General features: G+C 44.1%; 22 protein-coding genes. 19 read left to right on the top strand and 3 right to left on the bottom strand.

Annotation, left to right across the window (positions count from 1 at the left end):
• The first annotated feature begins 33 nt into the window (after window positions 1-33).
• From recG to V6984_RS11410, 8 genes are all read left to right on the top strand, one after another.
• Entirely contained in the window at window positions 34-2,088 is a 2,055-nt protein-coding gene (gene recG / locus V6984_RS11375; RefSeq protein ID WP_342759904.1) for an ATP-dependent DNA helicase RecG, read from the top strand.
• A 79-nt stretch (window positions 2,089-2,167) separates the two neighbouring features.
• Complete coding sequence (locus V6984_RS11380) at window positions 2,168-3,037, top strand: DegV family protein (RefSeq protein ID WP_342759905.1); 870 nt, start codon at window positions 2,168-2,170, stop codon at window positions 3,035-3,037.
• A gap of 158 nt (window positions 3,038-3,195) precedes the next feature.
• Window positions 3,196-5,118 carry a DNA gyrase subunit B gene (locus V6984_RS11385; protein ID WP_342759907.1) on the top strand — a complete coding sequence of 641 codons (1,923 nt, stop codon included), beginning with the start codon at window positions 3,196-3,198 and terminating at the stop codon, window positions 5,116-5,118.
• A gap of 22 nt (window positions 5,119-5,140) precedes the next feature.
• Window positions 5,141-7,381: a DNA topoisomerase (ATP-hydrolyzing) gene (locus V6984_RS11390; protein WP_342759909.1), complete on the top strand. Its 2,241-nt coding sequence runs from the start codon at window positions 5,141-5,143 to the stop codon at window positions 7,379-7,381.
• A gap of 54 nt (window positions 7,382-7,435) precedes the next feature.
• Complete coding sequence (rsmD, locus tag V6984_RS11395; RefSeq protein ID WP_342759910.1) at window positions 7,436-8,005, top strand: 16S rRNA (guanine(966)-N(2))-methyltransferase RsmD; 570 nt, start codon at window positions 7,436-7,438, stop codon at window positions 8,003-8,005.
• On the top strand, window positions 8,002-8,493 hold the full coding sequence (gene coaD, locus V6984_RS11400; RefSeq protein ID WP_342759911.1) for a pantetheine-phosphate adenylyltransferase: 492 nt from the start codon (window positions 8,002-8,004) through the stop codon (window positions 8,491-8,493). Before rsmD ends, coaD begins: the two co-directional genes overlap by 4 nt.
• A 39-nt stretch (window positions 8,494-8,532) precedes the next feature.
• A complete protein-coding gene (locus V6984_RS11405) occupies window positions 8,533-9,144 on the top strand; it encodes a vacuolar family H+-ATPase subunit H (RefSeq protein WP_342759912.1) in 612 nt (203 codons plus the stop codon).
• Window positions 9,145-9,227: 83 nt separating this feature from the next.
• Window positions 9,228-10,580, top strand: coding sequence for an N-acetylmuramoyl-L-alanine amidase (locus tag V6984_RS11410; protein WP_342759913.1), 1,353 nt, complete (start codon window positions 9,228-9,230; stop codon window positions 10,578-10,580).
• On the opposite strand, the gene V6984_RS11415 is transcribed toward V6984_RS11410, so the two are convergent.
• Window positions 10,551-11,366 carry a hypothetical protein gene (locus V6984_RS11415; RefSeq protein WP_342759914.1) on the bottom strand — a complete coding sequence of 272 codons (816 nt, stop codon included), beginning with the start codon at window positions 11,364-11,366 and terminating at the stop codon, window positions 10,551-10,553. The genes V6984_RS11410 and V6984_RS11415 overlap by 30 nt on opposite strands.
• 234 nt (window positions 11,367-11,600) lie before the next feature.
• Between V6984_RS11415 and V6984_RS11420 the strand changes: the two genes are divergently transcribed.
• The 4 genes from V6984_RS11420 to eno all read left to right on the top strand — a co-directional run bounded on the left by V6984_RS11420 (window position 11,601) and on the right by eno (window position 17,081).
• Window positions 11,601-12,320, top strand: coding sequence for a pseudouridine synthase (locus tag V6984_RS11420; protein ID WP_342759989.1), 720 nt, complete (start codon window positions 11,601-11,603; stop codon window positions 12,318-12,320).
• Complete coding sequence (locus V6984_RS11425) at window positions 12,317-13,816, top strand: transglutaminase domain-containing protein (protein ID WP_342759915.1); 1,500 nt, start codon at window positions 12,317-12,319, stop codon at window positions 13,814-13,816. The genes V6984_RS11420 and V6984_RS11425 overlap by 4 nt, the downstream gene beginning before the upstream one ends.
• 124 nt (window positions 13,817-13,940) lie before the next feature.
• Entirely contained in the window at window positions 13,941-15,575 is a 1,635-nt protein-coding gene (locus tag V6984_RS11430) for a fused MFS/spermidine synthase (protein WP_342755769.1), read from the top strand.
• A 222-nt stretch (window positions 15,576-15,797) separates the two neighbouring features.
• The gene (gene eno, locus V6984_RS11435) at window positions 15,798-17,081 is read left to right on the top strand and encodes a phosphopyruvate hydratase (protein WP_342755770.1); all 1,284 of its coding nucleotides are present in this window, start codon (window positions 15,798-15,800) and stop codon (window positions 17,079-17,081) included.
• A gap of 113 nt (window positions 17,082-17,194) precedes the next feature.
• On the opposite strand, the gene V6984_RS11440 is transcribed toward eno, so the two are convergent.
• Window positions 17,195-17,554 carry a metal-dependent transcriptional regulator gene (locus tag V6984_RS11440; RefSeq protein WP_342755771.1) on the bottom strand — a complete coding sequence of 120 codons (360 nt, stop codon included), beginning with the start codon at window positions 17,552-17,554 and terminating at the stop codon, window positions 17,195-17,197.
• A 232-nt stretch (window positions 17,555-17,786) separates the two neighbouring features.
• On the opposite strand from V6984_RS11440, the gene V6984_RS11445 reads away from it, so the two are divergent.
• The 7 genes from V6984_RS11445 to V6984_RS11475 all read left to right on the top strand — a co-directional run bounded on the left by V6984_RS11445 (window position 17,787) and on the right by V6984_RS11475 (window position 23,504).
• Entirely contained in the window at window positions 17,787-17,999 is a 213-nt protein-coding gene (locus tag V6984_RS11445; RefSeq protein WP_031390062.1) for a FeoA family protein, read from the top strand.
• 35 nt (window positions 18,000-18,034) lie between these two features.
• Window positions 18,035-18,256: a ferrous iron transport protein A gene (locus V6984_RS11450; RefSeq protein WP_342755772.1), complete on the top strand. Its 222-nt coding sequence runs from the start codon at window positions 18,035-18,037 to the stop codon at window positions 18,254-18,256.
• Window positions 18,257-18,348: 92 nt separating this feature from the next.
• The gene (gene feoB, locus V6984_RS11455) at window positions 18,349-20,532 is read left to right on the top strand and encodes a ferrous iron transport protein B (protein WP_342755773.1); all 2,184 of its coding nucleotides are present in this window, start codon (window positions 18,349-18,351) and stop codon (window positions 20,530-20,532) included.
• A gap of 65 nt (window positions 20,533-20,597) precedes the next feature.
• Complete coding sequence (locus V6984_RS11460; protein ID WP_342755774.1) at window positions 20,598-20,738, top strand: FeoB-associated Cys-rich membrane protein; 141 nt, start codon at window positions 20,598-20,600, stop codon at window positions 20,736-20,738.
• Window positions 20,739-20,823: 85 nt separating this feature from the next.
• Window positions 20,824-21,243 (top strand): transcriptional repressor, encoded by a 420-nt coding sequence (locus tag V6984_RS11465; RefSeq protein ID WP_425324255.1) that lies wholly within the window; start codon window positions 20,824-20,826, stop codon window positions 21,241-21,243.
• 348 nt (window positions 21,244-21,591) lie between these two features.
• On the top strand, window positions 21,592-22,638 hold the full coding sequence (gene cax, locus V6984_RS11470) for a calcium/proton exchanger (protein WP_342755776.1): 1,047 nt from the start codon (window positions 21,592-21,594) through the stop codon (window positions 22,636-22,638).
• Between the two features lie 212 nt (window positions 22,639-22,850).
• On the top strand, window positions 22,851-23,504 hold the full coding sequence (locus V6984_RS11475) for an HAD family phosphatase (protein WP_342759990.1): 654 nt from the start codon (window positions 22,851-22,853) through the stop codon (window positions 23,502-23,504).
• Between the two features lie 142 nt (window positions 23,505-23,646).
• Here the strand turns inward: V6984_RS11475 and V6984_RS11480 are convergent, their stop codons facing one another.
• The gene (locus V6984_RS11480; protein ID WP_342759963.1) at window positions 23,647-24,852 is read right to left on the bottom strand and encodes an IS110 family transposase; all 1,206 of its coding nucleotides are present in this window, start codon (window positions 24,850-24,852) and stop codon (window positions 23,647-23,649) included.
• Window positions 24,853-24,981 lie beyond the last annotated feature (129 nt).

Here is a 24,981-nt window from a genome sequence, read left to right on the forward strand (position 1 = left end):
TATGCCGTCCTTTTTTAGACAGATGGTATGGTTATGAACGATAGCACGAACATTATTGACATTAAGGGCATCGGTGAAAAAACAGCGAAGCTTTTTGGCAAACTGAATATTAACGATGTGGGCGGGCTTTTACACAATTATCCGAGGGATTATGAGACTTTTAAGGAACCGGTAATGATAAGCGATGCTCCGGCAGGAGAGGTCTGCTCCGTAAGGGCATGCCTTGCGGGCAATATCTCCGCAAAAAAGGTGCGCAACCTGACGATTTTGAATTTTGAGATAAGGGACGCAAGCGGGCAGATCTTCATGACCTATTTCAACACTCCTTATGTGAAAAACATATTGAAAAAGGGGTTATTTTATATTTTTAGAGGGATTCCCTTGAAAAAGGGCGGACGGCTTGTGATGGAACAGGCGAAAATATACAAGCCGGAGGAATATTTTAAACTTACCGGAGTTATGCAGCCCAGATATTCTCTTACGGCGGGACTTACCAACAATATGGCAACAAAAGCCGTAAAGCAGGCGCTGGCGCATTATCGCTTCGGAGAAGACTATCTGCCTGAGGAGATAAGAAAGACACAACAGCTCATTTCCTATGAACATGCCATAGAAGATATTCATTTTCCTAAGGATTTTGAAGAAATGCTCACAGCGAGGAAACGGCTTGTATTCGACGAATTCTTCTTGTTTCTTCTTGCCCTTCGCAAGTGTAAAGAGCACAACGAGGTGCTTCAAAATATCTATCCCATGCTTGAGGTAGCAGAGACAAAGCGGCTCATTGAAGCGCTCCCCTATGCGCTGACAGGTGCTCAGAGAAGGGTATGGGAAGAAATTCGGCAGGATTTGCAGGGAGAAAAGGTAATGAATCGTTTGATTCAGGGCGATGTTGGTTCGGGTAAGACGATTCTCGCTTTTCTTTCCCTTTTAATGTGCGTATCCAACGGTTATCAGGGCGCGATGATGGCTCCTACCGAGGTGCTGGCGAGGCAGCATTTCGAAGCAGCCTCAGAATTGACCGCAAAATATAAGCTGCCTTTTGTTCCTGTACTTCTGACCGGTTCTATGAGCGCAAAGGAAAAGAGAGAAGCTTATGAGGAAATAAAATGCGGACATGCCAATCTCATTATCGGTACCCATGCATTGATTCAGGAAAAGGCGGACTATAAAAATCTGGCTCTCGTGATAACGGATGAACAGCATCGCTTCGGTGTCAGACAGAGAGAAACACTTGCCGGAAAGGGAGAAAACGTACATGTAATCGTAATGAGTGCAACGCCAATCCCCCGTACCCTCGCTATTATTTTATACGGCGACCTGGATATTTCTATTGTGGACGAGCTTCCTGCTAACAGGCTTCCCATTAAAAACTGTGTGGTTCCCACGGATTACAGGGAAAAGGCATACCGCTTTATTGAAAAAGAAGTGCAAGCGGGCCGTCAGGTCTATGTGATTTGTCCGATGGTGGAGGAGGGGGAACTGGAAGGTGCGGAGAATGTCATTTCTTACACGGAGAAATTGAAAAGCGTCCTTTCTTCCAAGATACAGACAGCATACCTTCATGGTAAAATGCGTCCTGCGGATAAGAATCAGGTGATGGAGGAATTTGCGAAGCGCAATATAGACGTACTGGTATCCACCACTGTTATCGAGGTCGGCATCAATGTTCCTAATGCGACAGTGATGATGGTGGAAAATGCGGAACGTTTCGGGCTGGCTCAGCTTCACCAGCTTCGCGGACGAGTAGGAAGAGGTGAACATCAGTCCTATTGTATTTTCGTAAGCGGTTCCGATAAAAAACAGACGATGGAGCGCCTGGATATACTGAATCATTCTAACGACGGCTTTTTTATTGCGGGAGAAGACCTGAAGCTTAGGGGGCCGGGCGATCTGTTCGGTATCAGGCAAAGCGGGATCATGGATTTTAAAATAGGAGACGTATATCAGGATACCGATGTCCTAAAAAGGGCGAAGGAAAGCGTAGATTCCTTGCTTCTGGAGGATGAAGAGCTGGCGATGGACAAGCATCTGCCGCTTAAGCGGTATATGTATGAAGCGTTAAATTCAGTTGACTTTAGGACAATCTGACAGTAATATATAATAAGAAAACATAAGGGCGGAAGGAGAGGTGTTCACTGCATGAATCTTATGCATGAGGATACCGGAAATGAAATTGGCAAATATTGCAATTGTAACGGACAGTAACAGCGGAATTACACAGGCACAGGCTAAGGAACTGGGAATATATGTATTGCCTATGCCTTTTATGATTAATGATGTGACTTATTTTGAAGATATCGATTTGTCTCAGGGACAGTTCTATGAAAGGCTTGCGGCGGGAGACAGCGTAGTCACCAGCCAGCCTTCCCCGGAGGCTGTTATGAATCTATGGAACAATTTACTGAAAGATTTCGATGAGGTCGTGCATATACCTATGTCCAGCGGCCTTTCCGGATCCTGTCAGAGCGCACTGATGCTTGCGAGGGAATACGATGGGAGGGTGCACGTTGTCAATAATCAAAGGATTTCGGTTACCCAGAGGCAGTCGGCAATAGATGCTAAGAATCTGGCGGAAGAAGGAAAGAGCGGGCAGGAAATCAAAGATTTTCTCGAGGCCGACAAATATAATTCCAGTATTTATATTATGCTGGACACCTTGTATTATCTGAAAAAGGGCGGAAGGATCACCCCGGCTGCTGCGGCTCTCGGCACTCTGCTCAAGTTGAAGCCGGTGCTTCAGATTCAGGGCGAGAAGTTGGATGCCTTTGCGAAAGCGAGAACTACCGCACAGGGCAAATCTGTTATGACTACGGCGATCAGAAACGATATGAACAACCGTTTGGGCGGTGCTGACAGAGATAATATATGGCTTCAGATTGCTTATACCTACAACGATGAAGCAGCACTTACATTTAAAGAGGAACTGTTTAAAACGTTTCCGGATTTTGATGTACATGTGGCGCCTCTGTCTCTTAGCGTAGCTTGCCATATCGGGCCGGGTGCTTTGGCTGTCGCCTGCTGTAAGAAAAATAAATAATATACGGCTTTGTAAGCGGCGTGTCCGGTATTTGTCCGGGCAGCCGCATTTTTAATATAATACACTATATACAGTATTTTTTCACTTTTCAATGTACAAAGTATATGGTATACTACATTGTGTGTTTTTATATACAATTATGAGAGAGGGTGTAGTAAATGGCTAGAGAGGGTACCTACGACGCTTCGAGCATCACAGTTTTGGAAGGATTGGAAGCGGTCAGAAAAAGGCCGGGAATGTACATAGGAAGCGTTTCAACCAAAGGCTTGAATCATCTGATATATGAAATTGTGGACAATGCGGTGGACGAGCATCTTGCCGGCTATTGCGATACAATAAGGGTAACACTGGAGGAGGATGGTTCTGCTACCGTAGACGATAACGGACGAGGTATTCCGGTAGGCATGCACGAAAAGGGAGTGAGTGCGGAGCGCCTTGTCTTTACCACTCTGCATGCAGGCGGTAAATTCGACGATTCCGCTTATAAGACCAGCGGAGGGCTTCACGGAGTGGGTTCTTCTGTCGTAAACGCTTTGTCTGCATATCTGACGGTTCAGGTAAAAAACGGCGGATTTATTTATGAGGATAAATATGAAAGAGGCAATCCGGTCATCGAGCTGCAAAACGGGCTGCTTCCTGTTATCGGTAAATCCAAGGCGACGGGAACAAGGGTGAACTTCCTTCCGGATGACACGATTTTCGATAAGACGCGTTTTAAGGAGGATGAAGTGAAAAGCCGCCTTCATGAGACGGCGTATTTGAATCCGGCCCTTACGATTATATATGAGGATAAAAGAAAGGCTGAAGCCGAATATATCGAATATCACGAGCCCGAAGGCATTGTGGGCTTCATCCGCGATATGAATAAGACGAAGGAGAGTATACACGACGTCATTTACTTCAGCGGAGAAAGTGAGGGCATATCCGTCGAGGTGGCCTTTCAGTATGTGAATGAATTTCACGAAAATGTACTTGGTTTTTGCAATAATATATACAATGCGGAAGGCGGCACTCATCTGACCGGCTTTAAAACCATGTTCACTAACGCGATTAATAATTATGCTAGAGAGCTTAATATACTGAAGGAAAAAGATGTAAACTTCACCGGAGCCGATGTGCGAAACGGAATGACGGCGGTAGTATCCATTAAACACCCGGATCCCAGATTCGAAGGACAGACGAAAACGAAGCTGGACAATCAGGATGCTGCCAAGGTGGTGAGCAAGGTGACAGGGGATGAGATTGTCCATTACTTCGACCGCAATCTGGAGACCTTGAAGAGTATTATCGGATGCGCGGAGAAAGCGGCCAAAATCCGAAAGTCGGAGGAGAAAGCGAAGACGAATATGCTCACCAAACAGAAATTTTCCTTCGATTCCAACGGAAAGCTTGCCAACTGCGAATCCAGAGACGCTTCCCGCTGCGAGATATTTATAGTTGAGGGAGATTCTGCGGGAGGAAGTGCTAAAACTGCAAGAAATCGTGCATTTCAGGCGATTTTGCCCATTCGAGGCAAGATTCTTAACGTAGAAAAGGCCAGTATTGACAAAATACTTGCAAATGCGGAAATTAAGACGATGATAAACGCCTTCGGATGCGGTTTTTCCGAGGGCTACGGCAATGATTTCGATATTTCCAAGCTGCGGTACGATAAGATTATCATTATGGCCGATGCCGACGTAGACGGAGCCCATATCTCCACTCTTTTATTGACGTTGTTTTACCGATTCATGCCGGAGCTCATCTTTGAAGGGCACGTATATCTCGCTATGCCGCCCTTATATAAAGCCATGCCCGCTAAGGGGAAAGAGGAATACCTCTACGACGACAAGGCACTGGAAAAATACAGGAAGCATCACAAGGGCCCATTTACTCTGCAAAGGTATAAGGGACTCGGTGAAATGGATGCCGATCAGCTTTGGGAGACGACCCTTGATCCCGAGACCAGACTTTTGAAGCTGGTGGAAATCGAGGATGCGAGAATGGCTTCTGAGGTGACGGAAATGCTGATGGGAACGGAGGTTCCTCCCAGAAAAGCATTTATTTACGAGCATGCAGCCGATGCAGAGCTGGATGTGTAAGAAGGAATCAGAGGGGTAGAACATGGACGACAGCAGAATTATTAAGACCGAGTATTCGGAGGTTATGCAAAAATCATATATCGATTACGCAATGAGCGTTATCATTGCCAGAGCGCTTCCCGATGTAAGGGACGGGCTTAAGCCGGTGCAGAGAAGGACATTGTTCGATATGCATGAGCTTGGAATGAAATACGACAGGCCCTATCGCAAGAGCGCCCGTATCGTGGGCGATACCATGGGTAAGTACCATCCCCACGGGGACAGTTCCATTTATGAGGCCCTCGTTGTCATGACGCAGGACTTTAAGAAGGGATTACCTTTAGTGGACGGACACGGTAATTTCGGCAATATCGAAGGAGACGGAGCCGCGGCCATGAGGTATACGGAGGCGAGGCTTCAGAAGATAACACAGGAGGCATTTCTTGCCGATCTCGACAAGGGTGTGGTGGACTTCATTCCGAACTTCGATGAAACGGAAAAGGAGCCTTCCGTGCTGCCGGTTAAGATTCCCAACCTTTTAGTGAACGGCTCAGAAGGTATTGCTGTAGGTATGGCGACAAGCATTCCGCCTCACAATCTTTCCGAGGTCATCGATGCCACCAGAGCCTATATGAAGGATGAGAACATCACCGTAAGAGAGTTGATAAAATACATGAAGGGCCCCGATTTCCCTACGGGAGGCATCGTGATCAATAAGGATGAACTTCTGGAAATCTATGAGACCGGAGCCGGCAAGATCAAGGTCCGCGGAAAGGTCGAGATCGAAAAGGGCAAGGGAGGCAAGACCAATCTGGTCATTACGCAAATCCCCTATCCGATGATAGGTCAGGGCATTTCCAAGTTCCTTTCCGACGTGGCAAGCCTCGCGGAGACGAAGAAGACCCAGGATATCGTGGATATTTCCAACCAGTCTTCCAAGGAAGGCATCCGCATAGTCATTGAGCTTAGGAAGGATGCCGATGTAGAGAATTTTACGAATATGCTCTATAAGAAGACGAGACTGGAAGACACCTTCGGGGTCAATATGCTTGCTATTGCAGACGGCAGACCTGAGATTTTGGGATTAAAGCAAATTATTAAAGCGAGCGTCGATTTTCAGTTCGAAGTTGCAAAAAGGAAGTATGAGACCCTCCTTCAAAAGGAACTGGAACGTAAAGAAATACAAGAAGGACTTATCAAGGCGTGCAACGTTATCGATTTGATCATAGAGATATTGCGCGGGAGCAAGGACCGGGCCATGGCAAAGGCCTGCCTGATAGATGGTGTGGTGGACGGAATCAAGTTCCGGTCTAAGGAATCCAAAATCATGGCGGCACAGCTCATGTTCTCCGAAAAGCAGGCGGACGCTATTCTGGATATGCGTCTCTATCGGTTGATCGGTCTGGAAATAGAGGCGTTAATCAGCCAGCACGAGGAAACCATGGCAAATATTTACCGGTACGAAGATATTCTCGACCGCAGGGATTCCATGGCGCAGGTTATCATGAACGAGCTGGATTCCATCAAGAAGGAATATGGACGTCCCAGAAGGACCGTGGTCGAAAACGGTACAGAAGCGGTATACGAAGACAAGAAGCTGGAAGAGATGGAAGTTATGTGCCTAATGGACCGCTTCGGCTATTTAAAAACAATAGATATTCCTACCTACGAAAGAAACAAGGAGGCAGCGGATGCGGAAAACCGATTTGTATTCCCCTGCAAAAACGTGGGGCGCATCTGCCTTTTCACAAATAAAGGACAGCTACATACGATCAAGGTAATGGATCTTCCGTTTGGAAAATTCAGGGACAAGGGCGTTCCGGTGGACAATGTGAGCAACTACAATTCGGGAAAGGAAGAAATCATATTAGTTACCAGTCAGTCCCAGCTTAATCTCTACCGGATTATCTTTTCCACCAAACTGTCTATGTTAAAAGTCGTAGACGGAGGAGAATTTGATGTCACGAAGCGCACAGTGGCGGCGACCAAGCTTCTGGACGGAGACGAGGTAGTGAGTGTGGAGATTTTTGACGGACAGAAAAGCATCGTTCTTCAGACCACAGCCGGATTTTTTCTCCGCTTTCCGGTGGAAGAGATTCCTGAAAAGAAGAAAGGCGCGGTAGGAGTACGCGGAATGAAGCTCGGCGAGGAAGACAGCGTGGAAGCAGTTTATTATACGCTGGGAACCGGAGAAAACTCGGTAGAATACAAGAATAAAAAGGTGGAGCTGAACAAGCTGAAGATGGGAAAGAGAGATACGAAGGGCATTAAAATTCGTATATAATATTTCGCAAAAAGATTGACCGCAAGCCTTGAAACGATTAATATGGAGGTATATATGAGAGTAATAGCAGGAACGGCGAGAAGCCTGAGATTGAAGACTGTCGATGGGCTGAATACAAGACCGACTACCGACAGAATAAAAGAGACCTTATTTAATATGTTACAACCATATGTAGCGGACAGCATTTTTATCGATCTGTTCAGCGGAAGCGGTGGAATCGGGATAGAGGCTTTAAGCCGCGGAGCCCAAAAAGCTTATTTTGTGGAAAGCGGAAAGGATGCTTTTTCCTGTATTACTCATAACGTAAGTTTTACCGGTTTTGAGGATAAGGCGGTGCTTTTAAAGCAGGATGTTCTGACTGCCCTGTCCATGTTTTCTGAAAAAGAAGCGGACATTATTTTCATGGATCCGCCTTATGCCTCCGGCGCAGAGAAGGAAGTGTTGCTGGCACTGTCGGACAAGCCTTATGTGACGGAAAACACTTTGATCGTTGTGGAAGCAACGTTGGAAACAGATTTTTCATATTTGAACAGTTTGGAAGATTTTGGATTAAAGATTTGGAAAACGAAAAATTATAAAACGAATAAACACGTATTTATAATAAAAGAAGGGACAAATAAATGAAATCTGCGATATATCCGGGAAGCTTTGACCCGGTGACCTTCGGACATCTGGATGTAATAAAGCGTACGGCGAATATTTTTGACGAATTAACGGTAAGTGTGTTGGATAATCACTTAAAGACTCCGTTGTTTTCTGTGGAAGAACGTGTTAAGATATTACAGGAAGCGACGAAGGACATCCCTAATATAAAGATAGATTCTTTTAGTGGTTTGCTGATCGATTATGCGAAGAAAAAAGGTGTACATGTAGCGGTAAGAGGACTTCGTGCCATCACCGATTTTGAATATGAGTTACAGATTGCCCAGACGAACCATAAACTTTCAGGGGGCCAGTTGGATACAATGTTTTTGACCACCAGTCTGGAATATGCTTACTTAAGCTCCAGCAGTGTAAAGGAAATTGCCAGCTTCAACGGAGATATATCCATGTGTGTGCCGGAATTCATCGCTAAGCTTGTCTATGCAAAATATGGATTTATAAGAGAATAAAATTGTCATGCGCGGCTGACCGCAATAGGAGATTTGTATATGAGCAGTAGAATCGAACAATTGATAGACGAGATAGAGGAATATATTGACAGTTGTAAATATCAACCTTTATCCAATACGAAAATAATTGTAAACAAAGAGGAAATTGACGAATTGCTCAGAGAGCTTCGCATGAAAACTCCCGATGAAATCAAGCGCTATCAGAAAATCATAAGCAACAAGGAAGCCATTTTGAACGATGCACGTTCCAAAGCGGAGGCCCTGATTAACGAAGCCACAATGCATACTAACGAACTTATTAATGAGCACGAAATTATGCAGCAGGCATATGCGCAGGCTAATGAGGTGGTTACGCTGGCGTCACATCAGGCGCAGGAGATTTTGGACAATGCTACAATAGAAGCCAACAACATTCGGTCCGCGGTAATGCAGTATGCGGATGAGATGTTAGCGAATCTTGAGAACTTAATCGCACAGACAGCCAACATGACTACCGCACATTATGAGAGTTTTGTCAATAACCTAAACAGTTATGCTGAAATCGTGAGGGCGAACAGAGCGGAGTTAAATCCTCAGGAAGAGGATGATTTATTGAAGGAAGGTGTAGGAGATGCCGAAGCGGAATCTCTGAATCTCGATTTGCTGAAGTGAAAACAACGATCTATTTGAACCGGCTTCGCCTTTGACGGAGCCGGTTTTATATATGGAGGAAACGGTAAGAAACGAGGAGGGTTATGAGAAAGACAGCGGTATATGTTTTAGCGGGAATTTTGATGTTCTTTGGCGGAAGCCTGAATGTCCACGGCGCACAGCTGGGCCAGCAGGATACGGAAACTGCACAATCGGCTGAGATCGCGCAGGAGGAGGCGCCTCCTATTGTAGTAGTGCTGGATCCAGGGCACGGCGGAGAGAATCTGGGAGCAGAATACGAGGCGTATACAGAAAAGTATATGACCATGACGGTGGCGAAGTCCATGAAGGCAGAGCTTGAAAAATATGAAGGAATCACTGTTTATCTGACGAGAGAAGGGGATAAAGATATGACCCTCGAAGAGAGGGTAGACTTTGCCAAGTCCGTGAATGCAGATTTTTTATTCTGCCTGCATTTCAATATGTCTGTGAAACACGATCTGTTCGGAGCGGAGGTGTGGATTTCCGCATTCGATAATGAATATCAAAAGGGCTATACATTCGCCAGTGCAGAAATGGATATGTTGACGGAACTGGGACTTTATTCCAGAGGAATTAAGACGAAATTAAACGACGAAGGTTCGGATTATTATGGGATTCTTCGCCACGCTACGGAAAATGACCTTCCGGCGGCGCTCATTGAACACTGCCATCTGGATCAGGAAAACGATAAAGAATTTTATAACTCTCAGGAGAAGCTGGAGAAGTTCGGTATTTTAGACGCTACTGCAGTAGCTAGATATTATGGACTGAAATCGGATATCCTTGGCGTAGACTACAGCAGTTATCAAAATGTAGAGATACCCGTTCCTGCCTCTCCCGTAAAGCCGGACGATACAAAACCGGATATCTGCATCATCGATGTGAAGGATGTGAACGAGGAGAACGGTGACGTTACCGTAAGCCTCTCGGCACAAGATTATGACAGCTATATGCTCTATTATTCCTATAGCTATGACGGAGGATTGACCTTTTCCGATTTGCAGAAGTGGGAAGAGGGAGAGGATACCATAAGCTTTACTATGAACGTGCCTTCCGGCACGCTTCCTGAAATCGTGGTGAATGCGTATAATGGCTTCGACAAGTTCACCGAGAGCAACCATATACACCTTTCTTCCTTAATTTATGGCGAACCTGAAACGGAAGAAGCCGTAGAGGCGAGCAATATGAATGCAGGCTCATCCGCAGGCGAAGAGGAGCTCGGCTCTATAGAAGCGCCGGAAGAACAGCAGGATAACAACTTGAAGGAAAAGGCTCCGAAGGAAGAAAAAGAAATAACAGTAATCTATTTCCTTCAAGTGATCTTGATCTGTATTGCCATTTTATTCGTGCTCTTTTCCTTTGCCATGATTTTGATTTCCGCACGCTCAAAGAAGAAAAGAAGACGGAGAAAATAAAAACCACATTCCGTAGTACACCGCTGTAATAGCACTCAGCGCCAGCTTATGCAAAATATAGCTTTTTAAAGACAGCCCAGTATCCTTAATCATGCTGTAAGTCTGGGCGATGCAGGAAAAGCCTCCGAAGGGCAGAATGAGCAGGATGACCAGAGGCGCAGAACTTCCCATACGGCTTATTCCACTTGTGATTTCCAGCAGACAGTTTATAAGTGCACAGAGATGTATACCGAACAAGTATTTGTTATACAGAAAAAACTGTGGAATTAGATTTAACAGGTTGAACAGGACCATATATCCTCCCAGCTTTGAGATGCCGTACAGGCCGGACATGATGGAATCGTCCAGCGCGTCCAAAAGAGTGTCCGTTTGCTTTGTTTCAGCAGCGGACAGCATCATCGGTGCCCGCTTCCCTACAGGATTCATGTTTTTATAGAGGGTATACCTTAACAGGATACCATATAAAAAAGGAAGTCCATACATCCCAAGTACATAGGGAACCCTTTTTTGCAGGCCGAGAACAGGAAGTACGAAGCTCATAAAATAGATGGGGCCGATATTGTTGCAAAAAGCCAGCAGAAACTGGGCTTCTTCTTGCGACAGCTTACCTCTGGAAAGCAAATCAGCGATAACCTTCGCTCCCATGGGAAAGCCACATAAGAAGCCGATGACCAGCGTATAAATACCGTTAGGGCTGATGGACAGCAATGGCTTAAGAATAGGGGTTAACACACGCACGAAACTTTCCGTCAGATTCAAGCGGATCATAATTCCTGTCAAAATCATAAACGGCAGGAGTGTAGGTATCATTCTGTTGAACCATAGCTGCAAGCCGATAAAGGAGTAGGAAAGACTTTCCGCAGGAAAAGTCAAAAGTAATAGCGTTAAAAAAAAGAAAAAAACTGTGAGCAAAAAAGTTTTTAGATTTTTCTTCAAAAATATCACCGCAGATCGAAAATGAAGTATATTACAGTTATATGTGCGGGTACAGGAAATAAGAATGGAAGAAAGGCTGAGGGAATGTTGCGTTTGGATAAATTTTTGTGCGAAATGAATATCGGCAGCCGAAGTCAGGTGAAGCTTTATTTAAAGCAGGGCTTAGTGACGGTAAACGGCGAGATCATAACCAAACCCGAAACGAAGGTGGATGAGAATAAAGATGAGGTTGCTTTTAAGGGAGCATCCTGCCGCTACAGAAGGTATGTATATTATATGCTGAATAAGCCGCAGGACATAGTATCCGCCACTAAAGATAACTTAAACGTCACGGTAACGGAACTTTTGAAGGATACCGGCTATATGGATTTATTTCCGGTAGGACGGCTGGACAAGGATACGGAAGGTCTTTTGCTCATGACCAATGACGGGGCGCTGGCTCACGATCTGCTTTCTCCTAAAAAACATGTGAAAAAGGTTTACTTTGCAAGGTTGGAGCGAGCCCTTACGGAGGAGGACGTACGTCTGCTGGAACAGGGGGTGGACATCGGAGAAGAGAAATATACGCTTCCCGCCCGGGTGGAGATTTTGCCTGATCAATGTATTCATCTGACGATTACAGAAGGAAAATTCCATCAGGTAAAGCGTATGCTGAATGCGGTGGGCAACAACGTCTTGTATTTAAAGAGGGTCGTTATGGGAAGCCTGAGGTTAGACGAAGGATTAAGGCCGGGAGAATATCGGGAATTGACAACGGAAGAAATACAATGCCTGAAGCAAAAAGGTTGCGGAGAAAAAGGATGAAATATGTAAAAAAACTGCTATATTTATTTCTAGGAATACTTTCTCTTTTAAACTTAATCATAATTATAAGTGCGTTTAATCCGGATTTTTCGGATAGGCTCTCGGATTTTTTGTATTCTCATGACATTTTACCTCAGGAAACCCTCCAGGAGGAAATAGAAGTCCCTAAGGAACTGTCGGTATCGGATGCTGCGGGAGATACGCATGCTTATACTTCTGATGAACTACTAAGTGATATTTCGGAAATCGGAAAAGATGATTTGCCGGAAGACGGCTCCTACATTCCTCCGGAAAAATCTGTAGTAGAAGTTCCGGAAGAGGTTGCTGATAAAAGCGGATATGTTCCCGTTCAGGATACAAACGAGCAGGTTGATGATAACGAAGCGCAGGATTTAGAGAACCAGCTTGCTTATGGTGAAACCGGCGACGGCCTGACCTTCAATACGGAACTTTATCCTTATTATGGTATGCTGGACGCGCCGCTGCAAAAGCTCTACCGTCAGATATATGCCAACGCAATGGCTTTAAACGGAATATTCACTCCGGTAGAGAAGGTAGGGATACAACAGCTTAGGAACGTTTTTATGGCAGTGTTCAATGACCATCCTGAAATTTTCTGGATGGACTCTGCGTACCGGGGCAGGTTTTCGGCAGGAGGCATCTGTATGCAAATCGTTCTGCAGTTTAACCAGACCGCAGATAACCTATCGGCATCTAAAGCCGAGTTCGAAGAAGCTGCCGAGGAAATTTTAAGCGGTGCACGAAATATGGGGAGCGACTATGAAAAAGAGGTATATGTTCACGATGCCTTACTGGACAGGATTCAGTATAATATGGCCGCGCCTCTTAATCAGACAGCCTACAGTGCATTAGTAAACGAACAAACGGTATGTGCGGGTTATGCACGGGCTTTTCAGTATTTAATGGAGCAGCTTGGGGTACCTTGTTATTATTGTACGGGCTATGCCGGCCAAAATCACGCTTGGAATATCATCAAGCTGGATGGGGAGTTCTATAACGTGGATTCCACCTGGAACGATACGGATCCTAATACTTATGATTATTTCAATAAAACAGACGGATATTTTGCTGTCACTCACGTCAGGGAGGACTTATCAGTGTATTTGCCCGCTTGTAACGGACAAAAGTACCAAGCGCAGGAAAACGAAGCGCAGAGCGCATCGGACAGCAGGAGGAGTCTGGATGATATCGGATTTTCCTCAGATGCAGTGCTTACCGGTCTGGAGGATTATTATCAGAACTGCTATAACAATATTATGCAAAGCGGCGGTTCCGTTCAGTTCCAGAACGTAGTGGACAGCGCCGATTTATGGCAGCAATGCTATGACGCTTATAACAGCGGGGTATATGCCGATGCTTATATGAACCAAGTTCTATCGGAGCTGAATGCGTCCTCCTGCCAAGTGGATGTCCAGGCGGAAGAGCTTTCAGGCGGGAAAGTACTGCTGACCCATAATATAACGGTGAATTATTAATGTTTGCTCTATAGGGACATACGTGATATGATTAATTGAATTGTCCCGGAAGATAAGATAATGCATCATAAATTAAGGCGCAGACAAAAGAAATAAAGGGGAAAAAGAAGAAGCAGGAGACAGCATGGGAACAAGAAACATTTTGAAAAACAAGTATTATCTTTATATGACGGAATTCTTTGCGGGAACGGCAGTAATGGCAGTAGAGCTGGGCGCCAGCAGGCTGTTAGCGCCTTATTTCAGTTCTTCCCAGATCGTATGGACAATTATCATAGGCACTATTATGATCGCCATGGCTTTAGGAAATATATGGGGAGGCCGGAGTGCAGATAGGAATCCGGATCCGGACAAGCTGTATATGAGATTAATTATTGCCGCTATTTGGATTGCAGCGATTCCTCTTGTTGGCAAATATATTATACTGGGAATATCTGCGGTGCTGGTATTTACGGTCAATAATAACTTTTTGATTCTGGCGGGCTTCATTGCCTGTATGGTCATATTCGTTTTTCCGCTTTTTTTACTCGGAACGGTAACGCCGTCACTAGTGAAATATACGGTGGAGAGCTTGGATGACAGCGGCAAGACTGTAGGAACCTTAGGCGCCTTCAACACTATCGGAAGTATTATCGGAACCTTCATGCCAACCTTTGTCACCATTCCGGCGGTTGGAACCTCCATTACCTTTTTGATTTTCTCGGGTATCCTGCTTGTTCTCGGACTGGTATATTTCTTTAGCAAGAAGAAAAAAGGGAAGGCCTGTGCTGCAGCAACTGTGCTTTTTGTACTATGCGGCATCTTCGGGAACTCGGACAGTTTCGCCTTTTGGGAAAAGAATCTGGTTTACGAGGGGGAATCCATTTACAACTATTTGCAGGTGAAGGAAACCGATGACAGTGTTATCCTTTCCACGAACGTATTATTCGGGGTGCAGTCGATCATGAAAAAAGACGACTCCCTCACCGGGATGTATTACGATTATGCTCTTGCCGCACCCGTCATGGCAGGCATTGCCGAGCGCGGAGAAGGGGATATACTTATTCTTGGGATGGGTACGGGAACATATGCCAAACAGTGTATGAAGTATTTTGATAACATAAACGTGGAAGGTGTGGAAATCGACCAAAAGATTACGGATTTGGCGAGAGAATATTTTGAATTGCCCGATGCGGTCAACGTGACGACTTACGACGGCCGCGCTTACCTTCAAGCAATAGACGATAAATATGATGTCATCATGGTAGACGCCTATCAGGATATTACGATTCCCTTCCAGATGTCTTCCATAGAGTTTTTTACTATGGTAAAGGAGCATTTAAAGGATAACGGAGTGATGGTGGTAAATATGAATATGCATTCTGAAGAAAAAGGTAATATTAATGATTATCTTTCGGATACTATCGCGAACGTCTTCCCCCATGTATTCACGGTAAATGTTAAGGGTGCTACTAACAGAGAGCTTTTTGCCACATTAAATGAGGATGCGGCGGAGTATTTGAAAATGAGTGCCGATGTAAATTCTGAACATAATAAAGACTATGTCGCTGAAATTAACAACGAAGAGCTGGCGGCTATGATAAGGATTGTAGACGCAGGACTTACGGCTTATGAAAAGGGAGAATATCTTCTGACCGACGATAAGGCTCCGGTGGAGCTGCTTGGAATGAGCGTAATCGATGGATTGATTCGGGATGAAATCGGCTATTATAAGGAAATTTTTAAAGAGCAGGGCATTTCCGGTCTGTTGAACCAAATGTAGCTTATAGATATTGAGAATTATTTTCTGTAAAAATATTTCGTACCATCTTGTAATTTTTTAAAGTAGTTGTTATAATAGTGTAAGTGGTTAGTTCTCGCTAACTAATTGCGAATAAATCATGGACAACTCCTTTTGCCTTATCTATATTATTTGAAACCTTATAAGCATAGTCGCAGAGGCAAAAGGGGGAATCCCTCCAAGGGAAAGGAATGGTTATTAAGTATGAATTATTTGGAAATTGAAAAAGTAATCGGACGCGAAATCATCGACTCAAGAGGAAATCCCACCGTAGAAGCAGAGGTTCATCTGTTTGACGGCACCGTGGGCAGAGGGGCAGCGCCCAGTGGGGCTTCCACCGGAGAGTTTGAGGCGCTGGAGCTGCGCGACGCAGACAAGAACCGTTTTGGAGGAAAGGGCGTTCTTAAGGCGGTACATAATATCAATACGGTAATTAATGATACTTTAAAGGGGATGGATGCTTCTGACATCTATGGAGTAGATGCAGCAATGATAAAGGCGGACGGTACGAATGATAAGTCTAAGCTTGGAGCCAACGCTATACTGGCCGTTTCTATTGCATGTGCGAGAGCAGCAGCTATTGCACTCGATATTCCGCTTTATCGTTTCCTCGGCGGTGTTAACAGCAACAGACTTCCGGTGCCTATGATGAATATTTTAAACGGCGGCGCACATGCAGCGAACACTGTAGACGTTCAGGAATTCATGATCATGCCCGTAGGCGCAAGCAGCTTCAAAGAAGGACTCCGCCAGTGTACGGAGGTATTCCATGCGTTAGCGTCATTGCTCAAGAAAAAGGGATTGGCTACCTCCGTGGGAGATGAAGGAGGATTCGCACCCGACCTCGCAAGCGATGAGGAAGCAATCGAGTATATCCTGGAAGCAGTAAAGGCGGCGGGTTACGAACCGGGCAAAGATTTTGTACTGGCTATGGACGCAGCTTCCAGCGAATGGAAGGGTGAGAAAAAGGGGGAATATGTACTTCCCAAAAATGGCAAAAAGTTTACTTCCGTAGAATTAGTGGCTCACTGGAAGGAGCTTTGCGAAAAATATCCTATCTATTCTATCGAAGATGGTTTGGACGAGGAGGACTGGGAAGGTTGGCAGATTATGACCAAGGAACTGGGAGATAAGGTACAGTTGGTAGGCGACGACTTGTTCGTGACCAATACCGAGCGTCTCCAAAAAGGCATTGGCCTCGGCTGTGGCAACTCCATCCTTATTAAATTAAATCAAATCGGCTCCGTATCGGAGACCTTGGAAGCTATTAAAATGGCACATAAGGCGGGCTATACTGCAATTTCTTCCCATCGTTCGGGAGAAACAGAGGATACGACTATCGCTGATTTGGCTGTAGCGTTGAACACCTGCCAGATCAAGACTGGTGCACCGAGCAGAAGTGAAAGAGTTGCAAAGTATAATCAATTGCTGCGCATCGAGGAAGAACTTGGAGCAAGCGCTGTATACCCTGGCTTCGACGCTTTTTAACTTATAATTTTCAGGACACGAAAATCCGCACCCGTTTAAGCGAGTGCGGATTTCTTATGGCCTTTATTTTGTTTTATGTTCCTATATGACTTTATGTGGTTCGTATGCTGCGGTTATTTAATATACTTCTTGATTGCCTCAAAACTTTCCGCACTGATAACATGCTCGATGCGACAGGCGTCGTCGGCAGCGGTCTTTTTATCCACACCAAGCTTCACCAGCCAGGAGGAGAGCAGCTCGTGGCGTTCATATATTATATCGGCGATTTCCCGGCCCGCTGTGGTAAGCCGGATGAATCCTTCCTTGGATACGGTTATATATTCTTTTTCACGCAGGTTTTTCATCGCCACACTGACGCTGGACTTCTTGAACCCCAGTTCCTCGGCGACGTCCACGGAACGTACTACTGGATGGGATTTGCTCAATATTAAAATAGTTTCTAAATAGTTTTCTGCTGATTCGTTTATATGCATAATTTTTACCTCAATTTTGATAAGATTCAATGAAAAAAGATGAAAATAAAATATCGGGCCCCCCTGTCAAATTGCTATTATTATAGCATATGTTACCAAAAACAGCAAATTATAAAAAGTGTTTATAAAAATCTTGACAATCATTTTAAGTTAGAATATACTAACTATGAAAGAACGTAATGAAAATAATTATCAAAATCACTTAAAGTACAACGAGAAAGAAGGATGAGCGATGCCCTTAACAATGGTAAAAGCAGGAGAACCTAATGTAATACGTAAAATCGGCGGCAAGGAAGAAACTCGGAGATTTTTAGAAAACCTCGGCTTTGTAACGGGCGGCATAGTTACCGTAGTATCTGAAATCGGCGGCAATATGATAGTCAATGTGAAGGATTCCAGAGTTGCTATCGGCAAAGATATGGCGATTAAAATTATGGTAAATTAAGATATCATAATAATAGGATGGGAGAAGGAGAAACGATGAAGACATTAAAGGATGTTTCGTGCGGCGAAACGGTAAAAGTGATGAAGCTGACGGGAGAAGGCCCCGTAAAGAGGCGTATCATGGATATGGGAATCACGAAGGGCGTGGATATTTTCGTAAGAAAAGTAGCTCCCCTTGGAGACCCTGTAGAGGTTATGGTGAGAGGCTATGAATTATCCTTGCGTAAGGCTGATGCCGAGATGATTTCGGTGGAATAAATTTTTACTAACAGGTTAGTGGTGACTAATGAGAGGTAGAAATATTAAACGAAACGAATAATGATTTGCTGTAAAGCAGAAAGAGGAAGAATATGTCTATTAAGATTGCGTTAGCAGGTAATCCAAACTGCGGTAAAACCACATTATTTAATGCGCTGACCGGTTCCAATCAATTCGTAGGAAACTGGCCGGGTGTTACGGTAGAGAAAAAGGAAGGAAAACTGAAAGGGCATAAGGATGTTATCATTATGGACCTTCCCGGTATCTATTCTCTTTCTCCCTATACTTTGGAAGAGGTAGTTGCAAGAAATTATCTGATCGGAGAAAGACCGGATGCAATTCTCAATATTGTAGACGGAACAAATATTGAAAGAAACCTGTATTTGTCCACACAGCTTATGGAATTGGGGATTCCCGTAATCATGGCCGTAAATATGATGGATATCGTAGAGAAAAACGGCGATAGAATACATATAGATAAGCTGAGCAAGAGTCTTGGCTGCGATGTGGTAGAGATTTCCGCATTAAAGGGAACCGGCATCGAAAAAGCGGCGCAGAAGGCTGTGACTGTTGCGAACCAGAAGAATATTGCTATACCCGTACACAAATTTGCACCAGAGGTGGAAACCGTTCTGGAAGCTATAGAGCAGAAGCTGGGGAGTGATATTCCAAAAGAGCAAAAGCGTTTCTTCGCTATAAAATTATTGGAAAAAGATGATAAAATACGGAGCCAAATGAATCTGGTACCTGATGTATCAAAGGAAATCGAGCAAATCGAGAAGATACTTGACGACGACACGGAAAGTATCATCACCAATGAAAGATATGTTTATATTTCATCCATCATCGGAGAGTGCTATACGAAGGGCAGAAAGGACAGCCTGACGATTTCTGATAAAATTGACAGGATTGTGACGAATCGTATCCTTGCCCTGCCTATTTTTGCTGTGGTAATGTTTATTGTTTATTATGTGTCCGTTACTACGGTAGGAACATGGGCCACCGATTGGGCGAATGACGGATTATTCGGCGAAGGTTGGAGCTTATTCGGCTTGGAAGTCCCCGGAATCCCTGTACTTGTTGACTCTGCACTAACAGCGATAGGATGTGCGGATTGGCTTCAGGGACTGATTCTAGACGGAATCGTAGCCGGTGTGGGTGCCGTACTCGGCTTTGTACCTCAGATGTTAGTGCTGTTTATCTTTCTTGCCTTTTTGGAAGCTTGCGGATATATGGCGCGAGTCGCTTTTATCATGGATAGAATTTTCCGCAAATTCGGACTTTCCGGCAAGTCTTTCATACCTATGCTCATCGGAACCGGCTGCGGCGTTCCGGGCGTTATGGCGTCCCGTACGATAGAAAACGACCGTGACAGAAAAATGACTATAATGACCACGACATTCATTCCCTGTGGTGCGAAGCTTCCTATTATTGCCTTGATTGCAGGTGCTTTGTTTCAGGGGGCATGGTGGGTGGCTCCCAGCGCTTACTTTGTAGGTATTGCTGCGATTATCTGCTCCGGCATCATCCTTAAGAAAACCAAAATGTTCGCAGGAGATCCTGCCCCTTTCGTTATGGAGCTTCCTGCTTATCATATGCCTACGGTAGGAAATGTACTTAGAAGCATGTGGGAGAGAGGCTGGTCTTTTATCAAAAAAGCCGGAACGATCATACTTTTATCTACTATCGTAGTATGGTTTACGACCTTCTTTGGCTGGGTAGACGGACAATTTAGAATGCTTGAGGACTTGGAAATAGACCATAGTATCCTGGCAAGCATCGGAAATGCCATTAGCTGGATATTCATTCCTCTTGGTTGGGGTGACTGGAAATCTACAGTTGCAGCGATTACAGGTCTGGTCGCAAAAGAAAATGTAGTAGGAACCTTTGGTATTCTGTTCGGCTTTGCGGAAGTGGCTGAAGATGGTACGGAAATCTGGGGGACTCTGGCAGGCAGCATGACGGCAGTAGCCGCATATTCCTTCCTCGTGTTCAACCTTTTGTGCGCACCTTGCTTTGCAGCTATGGGAGCTATCAAGAGAGAAATGAACAATACGAAATGGTTCTGGTTCGCCATCGGATATCAGACTTCCCTGGCGTATGTAGTAGCTATGTGTGTTTACCAATTTGGTACGCTTTTAACCACTGGTACTTTCGGTATATTAACAGTTGTTGCCTTACTGTTCTTCATAGGGTTTATTTATCTGCTGTTCAGGCCTTATAAGGAAAGCAGCTCCCTTAAATTGAATACGAAGAACTTAGCTCAGGCAAAATAAAACCTATTCACAAAATTTGTACCTACGTTTGAGGTTCAGATTTATAGAAAGGAAGTGTTCTATATATGGGAACAATTATTGTAGGCGCGATTGTGCTCGGCTTGGCGGCCATCGCCATAGGGAGCATGATACGCGATAAAAAGAACGGCAAATCAATACAATGCGGTGCGGACTGTAAACATTGCGGAGGCCATTGCGGGCAGTAAAGATGGAGGTACGTAAGTGACAGTTGACAGAAACAATCCTGAAAAAAGAAAAATCCCTGATTCCAGAAGCTATCATAGGACGCGGATGCAACGTGAGATGATTATTGACAGCCTGCGGGAAAGAGGATGCAGAATTACAAAACAACGACTTACTTTAATCGATATTATTTTGGAAAACGAGTGCTCAAGCTGCAAGGATATTTTCTACAAGGCGGCAAAAATCGATAACCAGATAGGTACTGCTACCGTTTATCGGATGGTAAATATCCTGGAAGAAATCGGAGCGATCAGCCGGAAGAATATGTACAGGGTATCATATTCGGAGCATTGCTCCATGGAGGATGCCTGCGTAGTGGTGTTAGAAGACGATACGACCTACCATCTTTCAGCGAAAAAATGGAACTCGGTCATTCAGGCAGGACTTATTACCTGCGGTTATATGACAAACCAGAAAATTAAATCTATTACTGTAAAACCTTGTGAATGCGAAAAAGCGGAATGTTAATTCATTCCGTTTTTTCTATAATAAGATTTTGTTCTGAAAAAAATCGTAGGACAGGATATGCTATAGGATATCAAATGAAGTATTTACACATATCTTACAAATGGGATATCAAAAAAGAAAGATAAATCATATACTTATACGGTTTACAAATGTGCCTGAATGTCGAAAAAGGTAGAATAGACAAATTTGGTGTTAAAAATTTGCTAATTTTAATTTATATTGTTGATTTTATCTTTTTTCAAGGTTATAATTTATCGCGTTGGCAATGAGATAAGGATGAGATTTTCCTTACCGCTTAATTGCAGTCATCATAGTTAAAAAAAATTAGGTAAGGCGAGGTCGAAAAGTATGAAGTATCTAAGATTTTTGTTAATCTGCGTTCCGTTGTCCTTTATAGGATATTTTATGAACTGGAGCGCAACAGTTATGTTCATTTTAACTTGTATTTCCATTATTCCTTTAGCGGGCTATTTGGGAAATGCTACCGAGTCAATCGCGGTTTATACAGGTCCTAAGGCCGGCGGTTTTTTAAATGCAACCTTCGGTAATGCCACAGAGCTTATCATCAGTTTCTTTTCAATCCGTGCAGGATTGTATGAAGTGGTAAAGGCTACTTTGGCAGGCTCCGTATTGGGAAACATATTGTTGGTTTTGGGCTGCAGCATCTTAGCCGGCGGACTTAAACACAAGGTATTGAAATACGATGCGAAGGTAGGTCGTTCTACGGCGACCATGTTGCTTTTTGCAGTGGTAGCGCTTGCTATGCCGGCGGTTTTTATGTCGGATCTATCCGAGAACATCATCGTTTCCAAGTATGAGAACTTTAGTATTATTACAAGTGTCATCATGCTTTGCACCTATGTAGTAGGAGTTGTATACTCCTTTAAAGGCCAGAATGACCTATATGAGGGTATGGAAGAGGATGAAGAGGCGGAGTGGAGTCTTCCGATCAGTATTACCGTTCTTGCAATAGCTACTATTTTAATTGCAATCGAATCCGAACTCCTGGTTTCCAGCATCGAGCCGATGACGGCGGCAGTCGGTATTTCAGAGATGTTTGTCGGAATTATCCTGATTCCTATCGTAGGTAATGCGGCAGAGCACAGTACCGCAATCATCATGGCATTGAAGAACAAAATGGATATTTCTATAGAAATTGCAGTAGGCTCCAGTTTGCAGATAGTTTTGTTCGTAATTCCGATTTCCGTAATCATGAGCCTTTTCATAGCGGATACACCGATGAGCATTATCTTTAAGATAGAAGAAATCTTCTTGTTTGCAGCCAGCGTATTTATCGTAAATCATATTGTAAAGGCTGGAAGAACAGACTGGATGGAGGGCTTGAAGCTCATATCCGTTTACATCATCGCAGCGGTCGGTTTCTTTATTCTATAAATCATAAACTTTTGAAGTGGCTTGGGCGGGGTTAATTCCCCGCCCTTTTTATTATTTATTGCCAGGATCCATAGCAGCAATCAGCAAAAGTATCACGTGCGCATTTGCCTGAGATATGGTATGATATTATGATAAATAAATGGATGAATTCAGTCTTTAATTTGTAAGAACATATTTGAAGAAGAGCGCGGTTGTAAAGGAAAGGAAGTATGATGTTAAAGGATATAGATGCGGTTATTTTCGACTTGGACGGTTCACTGGTGGACTCCATGTGGATATGGGAGCAGATTGATATCGAGTATTTGGGACGATTTGGAATAGCACTTCCCGATAACCTGCAATATGAAATAGAAGGAAAGAGCTTTAGTGAAACCGCTTATTTTTTCAAGGAGCGTTTTCAAATTCCTGATCCGGTTCAAAAAATAAAAGATGACTGGAATGAAATGGCATGGAATAAATATAGCTGCGAGGTTCCTCTGAAAGACGGTGCGGATTCCTTTCTGTCCTATTGTAAGGCCAATAATATTAAATTAGGAATAGCAACCAGCAATTCCAGAGAGCTGGCTATGAACGTAGCCGCCGTACACGGGTTGGAGAACTACTTCGACTGCATTATGACCGGTTGTGACGTAGAAAAAGGAAAGCCTGCCCCCGATATTTATCTGGCAGTAGCGGACGCTCTTAAGGTGGATCCTTCTCGTTGCCTCGTATTCGAGGACATTATTCCGGGAATCTTGGCGGGTAAAGCGGCAGGAATGAAGGTATGCGCCGTAGAGGATACCTACTCCGAAGGGATAAGGGCGGAGAAAAAAGAGCTGGCTGATTATTATATTGAAGACTATACGAATCTTACCTCCTTTTATTAAAGGCTTCAGGATAGATGTTTAGCCTGCAAATAAAAAGTCAATAGGAAATTGAAGAATTTGTGAAATAATTTATATGCAGGATTTTAAGCATCACAAATAGACCACCGCTATACGCTGGTCTAAAAAGGAAAGAGTGTGATAATTATTGTGGGAGAGATGCTAAATATTCTTTTACTCTTCCATAGTAGATGCGCAGGAACTTATTGGCACCTGCTGTCATGTACACATAGTAAGGCTTGCCCTGAGCACGTTTCTTGTCCAGAAATCGATAGACAGCATCATCCTGTGGTCTGGTTTTTATCAGAACGTCCATGACTTGAAATAGGGTTTTGCGCAAGGTCGAGGAACCACGTTTTGAAGTTGGTACACTTTTTTGCTCATAAGTACCAGATTCATTCACACCGGGATCAACGCCCGCAAAAGCAGTAATGGAGCCCTTGTGAGTAAAACGTGTGATATCGCCGATTTCGGCCATCAGTTGTGGGCCAAGTGACGGACCAATGCCGCACATAGCCATAACAATGGGATATTCCGGCAGTTTAGAAGCGGTTTCGTTCATCAGAGCGCGAAGTTCCTCTACCGTTTTAGAAGCGGTATTTAATTGCTCTATAGCTTGCTTAACAATAAGTTTGGTTAAATCATCTTTTGGATGTACAGGAACAAGTTCCTTGGCTGCCCCATAGATTTCTTCCGCTTTTGTCTTACTGAAGTTATACTTTTTACGTTTACACCATTTTTGATAATGGTCGATAAAAGCGTTTAATGACAGCTTACGAACACAGTCCGCATGCCAGTATGTAGTGGCGAAATCAACCCACTTCTGGCTTCCATCATCACGGGCAGGGCTGTCAAAGTAAGTATTAACACCAGGATAGGTCTGGTCAAGGATGCCGATCAGGTTGTTCTTCATAGCAGTTTTGTGCTTCATGTAGAAGCCGAACTGGCGGTTCATCGTTTTAAGTTGATTTCTTATTTCATCCATAAAACTATACTGTTTCAAATCAGTCCAACTGTCAAGAGCATAACGGGCAATTTTAACCGCATCCGCCTTATCAGACTTGACTTTGCGCAAAGAATTATCACCAAAATCTTTAATGAGCTTGGGATTCACAGCGCTTACAAACAGATTAGCATGGGAAAGCTCACGAGCCAATGGTTCGTAATAACGGCCAGTGTGCTCCATAACAATACGGGAATCACCATCAATGGATTTAATCTGTTCAATCAAGGAACGGATTTCATCAGAGGTGTGGCGGATTTCAAAGGGTGAGTAGATTATCTCACCATAAGGGCGTAGAATGGCAATCATGCTCTTGCCCTTGGAAACATCAATACCTACTGCGTTCATGTTCATAAATATGTCACTCCTTAAGATAATTGCAATGGATAGATACCAGTTTTACTCATTACCTATTCAATCTACTGTGGTGTGACACGAACGTGCCTGAGGCAGTTCAACCTGCATAAAACGAATGCT

Origin of the sequence: Kineothrix sp. IPX-CK (assembly GCF_039134705.1) — a bacterium.
Taxonomy (GTDB): Bacteria; Bacillota; Clostridia; order Lachnospirales; family Lachnospiraceae; genus Kineothrix; species Kineothrix sedimenti.